General features: G+C 69.3%; 3 protein-coding genes and 2 pseudogenes. 3 read left to right on the plus strand and 2 right to left on the minus strand.

Features of this window, described 5'->3' with window-relative positions; all coding sequences use genetic code 11:
• Positions 1 to 382: pseudogene (locus DQP56_RS22135) on the plus strand (hypothetical protein); the annotation flags it as partial.
• On the opposite strand, the gene DQP56_RS22140 reads toward DQP56_RS22135, so the two are convergent.
• Entirely contained in the window at positions 342 to 1517 is a 1176-nt protein-coding gene (locus DQP56_RS22140) for an AI-2E family transporter (protein WP_112689100.1), read from the minus strand. The pseudogene DQP56_RS22135 and the gene DQP56_RS22140 sit on opposite strands and share 41 nt — an antisense overlap.
• 78 nt (positions 1518 to 1595) lie before the next feature.
• Here DQP56_RS22140 and DQP56_RS22145 point away from each other — a divergent pair, with 78 nt between their 5' ends.
• Entirely contained in the window at positions 1596 to 2807 is a 1212-nt protein-coding gene (locus tag DQP56_RS22145; RefSeq protein ID WP_435673900.1) for a lysylphosphatidylglycerol synthase transmembrane domain-containing protein, read from the plus strand.
• A 16-nt stretch (positions 2808 to 2823) separates the two neighbouring features.
• Here DQP56_RS22145 and DQP56_RS25410 read toward each other — a convergent pair.
• Positions 2824 to 3177: pseudogene (locus DQP56_RS25410) on the minus strand (hemophore-related protein); the annotation flags it as partial.
• A 367-nt stretch (positions 3178 to 3544) separates the two neighbouring features.
• On the opposite strand from DQP56_RS25410, the gene DQP56_RS22155 reads away from it, so the two are divergent.
• Positions 3545 to 5916: MMPL family transporter (locus DQP56_RS22155; protein WP_133259004.1), on the plus strand; the 2372-nt coding region annotated here is incomplete at its 3' end.

A 5916-nucleotide genomic window follows, 5' to 3' on the forward strand; every position in this document is an offset into this window, starting at 1 on the left:
GTCCCCCGCCGAGGGTCCGGCCGGTGGAGACCGCGAAATCGAGTCCTGGCTGGGCGAGCTGCGCGGCGGCCGGGACGCGGGATCGCCACGCTCGCGCGGCCGGCAGGATCCGGCCGAACCGCGGCCATCCGACGAGCGGACGCGGTCGTTGCCCAAACCCGGCGGCCCCCCGGAGGACACCGAGAACGCCCCCACCACCGCCATCCCGGTTCAGAGCGACCCGGCAGGCCCGGACAGTCCGGCGACCGAGAAGCTCACCGCCCCCCGCGACCAGGAAGACAAGGGCGATAAGGGCGACAAGAGCGGCGACAATCCGCAGCGGCGCGGCGCCGCCGGTGGTCTCAGTGCGGCCGAGTTGCTGCGCCGGGAGGGCCGGTACTGATCTCCGCCTCGGGCGCCGCATCGGCCCCGGCTTCGGCATCCTGCTCGGGCGTCGCATCCTCCTCTGAGACCGCAGCTTCGGCATCGTGTGGGGCGACCAGTACCCGCACCGCCCGGTCGATGAACGCGATCGTCGGGACGGCCAGCAGCGCGCCGACGATACCGGCCAGGATCGCCCCGGTGGAGATGCCCAGCACCACCGCCAGCGGGTGGATCGACATCGCACGGCCCATTACCAGCGGCTGCAGCACATGGGCCTCGAGCTGGTTGACGGCGATGATCAGGCCCAGGGTGACCAACGCATAGATCCAGCCCTTGGCTATCAGGGCGACCAGCACCGCCAACAGTCCGGTGAGCACCGCACCCACCAGCGGAATGAAGGCTCCCAGGAAGACCAGGGATGCCAACGGCAATGCCAACGGCACGGCCATGACGGCCAGGCCTATGCCGATCCCGACGGCGTCCACCAGCGCCACCAGGAAGGTCGCCCGGATGTAGCCGATCAGCGACTCAAAGCCGGCGACCCCGGCCGCGTGCACCTTGGCCCGCACGTCAGTGGGGAAGAACCGGACGGTGAACCGCCAGATGTCGCGGCCGCCGTAGAGGAAGAAGATCAGCGTGAACAGCACGACGAACGCACCGGTGAAGATCTTGGTGATGGTCTCGGCCGTCGACAACGCGCCGCTGGTCAGCTTGGCCTGATTGTTGCGCAGCTCGGTGATCACGGTGGCGCCGGCCTTGTCGATCTGGTCGCCGCTCAGGTGCAGTGGGCCTTCGATCAGCCAGTGTTGTGTCGAGTTGACCATCTGGGTGACCTGCTCGACCAGCTCGGGCAGCCCGTCGATGAACTCGTCGATCACGAAGCTCAGCAGCGCGGCCAGCACCGCCACGCCGGTGAGCAACAGCAGGAACACCGCCAGGCCGCGGGGGACGCCGGCCCGGTCCAGCCGGTCCACACCGGGCAGCAGCAACGCCGACATCATCATCGCCAGCGCCACCGGGACGACGATGACTTCGAGCCGTCGGGCGATCAGCAGGACCACCAATGCCGCGGCGAACAACACCAGCAGGCGCCAGGCCCAGGCTGTCGCCTTGCGCACGGTCGGGTGGACGGATTCGGCTGCGCTGGCTGACATTCCGGTAGCGTAACGATGCCGCAGCGAGCGCACATACTGTAGCCGGATATCGCTGTCACGCGGCTAACCTCTAATTCCGTGTCGCACCACGTGATCGCCGTCCCGGCCGGGGCCCCGCAACGTCCGGCCGGTGCCCGCAGCTGGGTTCGTCCGGTCATCGCCGGTCTGGTCGCAGTGGTGCTGACGGTTGAGATCGTGCTGGTGTGGGACCAGCTCGCCACGGCGTGGGCCAGTCTGTGGCGCGCCGACAGCCGCTGGCTGTTCGGCGCGATCCTGGCGGCGGCAGCATCTATGCACAGCTTCGCGCAGATCCAGCGCACCCTGCTGCGCTCGGCCGGGGTGCACGTCACGCAGTGGCGATCCGAGGCGGCGTTTTACGCCGCCAACTCGCTGAGCACCACGCTGCCCGGCGGTCCGGTGCTGTCGACCACCTTCCTGTACCGCCAACAGCGGCGCTGGGGCGCTTCGCCGGTGGTGGCGTCGTGGCAGCTGGTGATGTCGGGGGTGTTGCAGGCGGTCGGGCTGGCGCTGTTGGGCCTGGGGGGCGCCTTTCTGCTGGGTGCACGCGACAATCCGTTCTCGCTGCTGTTCACCCTCGGTGGCTTCGTCGCGCTGCTGCTGCTGGCCCAGGCGGTCGCGTCGCGTCCGGAATTGATCGACGGCATCGGGGTGCGCGTCCTGTGCTGGTTCAACTCGGTGCGCGACAAGCCCGCCGACACCGGCGTGGCGACCTGGCGCCGAATGCTGGGGCAAGTGGAGTCGGTCAGCCTGGGCCGCCGGGATGCGTCGACGGCATTCGGCTGGTCGTTGTTCAACTGGATCGCCGACGTCGCCTGCTTGGCGTGCGCGGCCTACGCTACCGGCGGCAGCGCGTCGGTGGCCGGTTTGACGGTGGCCTATGCTGCCGCCCGCGCCGCGGGAACGATTCCGCTGATCCCGGGCGGACTGCTGGTCGTAGAGGCCGTATTGGTCCCGGGCCTGGTGTCCAGCGGCTTGAGCTGGCCGGATGCCATCTCCGCGGTGCTGGTCTACCGGATGATCAGCTGGCTGCTCGTCGGCGCCGTCGGATGGGTGCTGTTCTTCTTCGTCTTCCGCACCCAGGACCCAGGCTGCCGGGACACTCCCGGCTGCGAAACCGCGGTCAGCGAACCGCGACCGGTTGGGTCACTCCCCCGGCCGGCGGACCGCTCACCGGCAGGCCGCCGCCGGGCAGACCTCCCGGCAGGCCGCCGGGCAGGCCACCCTGAGCCTGGGCGGCCTGCAGCAGCCCGAGCACCTGCGGCAGGCTGACCGCCAGCTTGCACCGGTCGCTCACCTCGGTCACCGGTGCGGTGATCTTGGCCAGGTCGTCGCCGACCTTCGGATTGGCGTCGAAGTAGCCCTTGAGGTCCGCCAGCGTCTGCGGGCCGGGCTGTTGCTGCAGCGCCCCGGTCAGCACCTGGTTGGTGTCCGGGTGGGAGTCGAGGTAGTCGCCGGCCGAGGTGACGGCCTTGCCGACGGTCCGGGCGAGCTCGCTGGCCACGCAGGGATCCTTGGATGCGGTCGCCGACGGCGCCGACGGCCCCGACAGCAGGGCGACGGTCGCGGCGCCGGCCACCGACAGGGCGGCGACGGCACCGAGGGTCCGGGTGCGAAGCAGGACGGCACGGGTGGTGTTCACGAATTCTCCTCACAACTGGTGAGATTTCCGGGCGGTTCCGCCACGTTGCGGAGGCATCGGCTGGTCGGGTGGGCGGGACGTCTCCCGGCACCAGCGGCACGATCGGACGGTGCCGTCGTCGCCGGATCTGCTGCTCGCGGAACCGCACCGCTCGCCGAATCCGGCGGACCGCCCGCCATCCTGTCAGCATCGGCAGTACGCCGCCACCCGAGCGCACGTCGGCCTGGTCACAGTGCGGTTCCCGGACCGCATCGGACCAGCTCAGAGGCGACGAGAAAGCGCCGGCGCCACTGCTTGCTGCGGTAGGCTCGCAACACGCGACGCACCGGTGCGGGCGAGAGCGGGGAGAACCGAAATCCAGCAGTTCATGATGCGCTTCAGCAGCAACCTGCGCAGATTCCGCTGGGTGGTCTTCACAGGTTGGCTTCTGGCTGTGCTGCCATCGCTCTATTTGGCCGCCAACCACTCCGGTCAACTCACCGGCGGGGGCTTCGAGGTCGAGGGGTCGCAGTCGCTGTATGTGCAGTATCAACTCGAGGATCACTTCCCCGACCAGGGTGCCTCGCCGCTGGCCCTGGTGGCGGCTCCGCGCGCTGATGCCACCTACCACGACATGCAGGACGCCGTCGCGCTGTTGCAGCGTGTCGCCGGCGAGGTGCCCAGCGTGACGGTGGTTCCCGATCAGCGGCAGCCGCCGCCGCGTCCCGACCGGCCCTATGTGGTGTCGCTGCGAGTGGACTTCGACAACACCGGCGCGGTCGACATCGCCAAGAAGCTGCGCGCCAAGCTGGGCGTGGAAGGCGAACACCCCGGCCGGGTCGAGAACGGTTCGGTGAACCTGTATGTGATCGGGCAGGGCGCCCTGGGGGCCGCGGCGTCGGCCAAGACCAAGCAGGACATCGCGGCGGCCGAACAGTGGAACATGCCGATCGTGCTGATCGTGTTGCTGGCCGTGTTCGGCTCGCTGGCGGCCGCCGCCATCCCGCTGGCCCTCGGGATCGGCACGGTGATCGTCACGATGGGGCTGGTCTATCTGCTGTCGATGTTCACCACGATGTCGGTGTTCGTCACCTCCACGGTGTCGATGTTCGGCATCGCGCTGGCGATCGACTATTCGCTGTTCATCCTGATGCGCTACCGCGAAGAACTGCGGGCCGGCCGCCAACCGCAGGAGGCGGTCGACGCGGCGATGGCGACGTCCGGGCTGGCGGTGGTGCTGTCCGGCCTGACCGTGGTGGCGTCGCTGACCGGTATCTATCTGATCAACACCCCGGTGCTGGTGTCGATGGCCACCGGCGCGATCCTGGCCGTCTCCGTCGCGGTGCTGGCGGCGGTCAGCCTCACTCCGGCGGTGCTGGCCGTGTTCGGCCGCCCGGTGGCCAAACGGTCGGCACTGCTGAACTGGTCGCGCAGCCCGGCCGCCCAGTCCCGGTTCTGGACCCGCTGGACGGCCTGGGTGATGCGCCGCCCGTGGGTGTCGGCACTGCTGGCCGCCGGATTGCTGCTGACGCTGGCGGCGCCGGCGCTGTCGCTGGAACAGGGCAACAGCATGCTGCGGCAGTTCGACTCTTCCCACGAGATCCGGGGCGGAGTGGCCGCAGCTGCCCAGGCGCTGGGTCCGGGTGCGTTGGGGCCGGTCCGGGTGCTGGTCACCATTCCCGGCGCGAACGCCTCGGCACCCTCGCACGCCGAGACGTTCGCCGCGGTCCGCCGGGAGATGACCCGGGCGCCCAATATCGCCTCGGTCTCGCCTCCGGTCTTCGGCAACGACGACAGCAGCGGCCTGCTGTCGGCGGTGCTGTCGGTGGACCCGGAGGACATGGCCGCCCGCGAGACCATCGACTGGATGCGCGAACACCTGCCGGCGGCGGCCGGTTCGCCGTCGGCGCGGGTGGACGTCGGCGGACCAACGGCGTTGATCAAGGATTTCGACGACCGGGTCGCGGCGACCGAACCGCTGGTGCTGGTGTTCGTGGCGCTGATCGCGTTCGTGATGCTGTTGATCTCGATCCAGTCGGTGTTCCTGGCGTTCAAGGGCGTCGTGATGACGGTGCTGTCGGTGGGAGCCGCCTACGGAAGCCTGGTGATCGTGTTCCAGTGGGGCTGGCTGGAGCGGTTCGGCCTGACACCGACCGGGTCGGTCGACAGCTTCATCCCACCGATAGTGCTGGCGATGACGTTCGGGCTGTCGATGGACTACGAGATCTTCCTGCTGACCCGGATCCGGGAACGCTTCCTGCAGTCCGGCAACACCCATGACGCCGTCGCCCACGGCGTGAGCACCAGTGCGCGCACCATCACCAGCGCCGCGCTGATTATGATCGCGGTGTTCATCGGCTTCGCGTTTGCCGGGATGCCGCTGGTCGCCGAGTTGGGGGTGGCCTGTGCGGTGGCGATCGCGGTGGACGCCACGGTGGTGCGGCTGGTGCTGGTGCCGGCGCTGATGGCGATTTTCGCCGAATGGAACTGGTGGCTGCCGCGTTGGCTGGCCTGGCTCCTGCCGTCGGTGGACTTCGAAAAGCCGCTGCCCACAGTGGATCTGGGTGATGTGGTGATGATTCCCGATGACATCTCCGCGCTGATCACCCCCAGTGCCGATCTGCGGGCAGTAGTGAAGTCGGCGGCCCGGCTCAAGGAACTGGTTCCCGACGCGGTCTGCGTCGGCGACCCGCTGGCGCTGCGAGGCTGCGGCATGGCCGAGGTGGCCACCAGTAAGATCGAAGCGCTGCCGGTAGCTGC

It is taken from the genome of Mycolicibacter senuensis, assembly GCF_003284925.1.
Classification (GTDB): Bacteria; Actinomycetota; Actinomycetes; order Mycobacteriales; family Mycobacteriaceae; genus Mycobacterium; species Mycobacterium algericum_A.

Bases quoted from the DNA above. Each gene is read 5' to 3' on its own strand.
- DQP56_RS22140 (WP_112689100.1), bottom strand. From the start codon at position 1,517: ATGTCAGCCAGCGCAGCCGAATCCGTCCACCCGACCGTGCGCAAGGCG.